The 433-nt window shown below is 48.7% G+C and carries 3 tRNA genes; all 3 read left to right on the top strand.

From position 1 onward, the window contains the following. Positions 1-31 precede the first annotated feature (31 nt). The 3 genes from H0248_RS21395 (at position 32) to H0248_RS21385 (ending at position 357) form a co-directional block, all read left to right on the top strand. Positions 32-116 (top strand) — tRNA-Leu (locus H0248_RS21395). A 56-nt stretch (positions 117-172) separates the two neighbouring features. Beyond that, positions 173-247: transfer RNA gene (locus H0248_RS21390), tRNA-Gln, on the top strand. Positions 248-282: 35 nt separating this feature from the next. After that, positions 283-357 (top strand) — tRNA-Gln (locus H0248_RS21385). Positions 358-433 lie beyond the last annotated feature (76 nt).

Genomic DNA, 433 nt, shown 5'->3' with positions numbered 1-433 from the left:
TTCGATTCCCGTCGTAGCCACCATCTTTTTTGCGGGAGTGGCGAAATTGGTAGACGCACCAGATTTAGGTTCTGGCGCCGCAAGGTGTGCGAGTTCAAGTCTCGCCTCCCGCACCATATCATCTTGTCGGTCTGACATCGCTTTTCGAAGCTTGTTAGTGTTTTGTAGTGATTGGGGTATCGCCAAGCGGTAAGGCACCGGTTTTTGATACCGGCATTCCCTGGTTCGAATCCAGGTACCCCAGCCATTTCAAAACATATGCTGAAAAATTCGTTGTCCTGTTGGGGTATCGCCAAGCGGTAAGGCACTGGTTTTTGATACCAGCATTCCCTGGTTCGAATCCAGGTACCCCAGCCATCTACTTGATAGTAGAAGATTTGTTGAAGTGAAGTAACATTAGCAGTACATTTGGCTACGTAGCTCAGCTGGTTAG

The organism is Pectobacterium brasiliense (assembly GCF_013449685.1).
GTDB classification, from domain to species: Bacteria; Pseudomonadota; Gammaproteobacteria; order Enterobacterales; family Enterobacteriaceae; genus Pectobacterium; species Pectobacterium brasiliense_A.
This window is presented reverse-complemented; position numbering and strand designations above follow the sequence as displayed.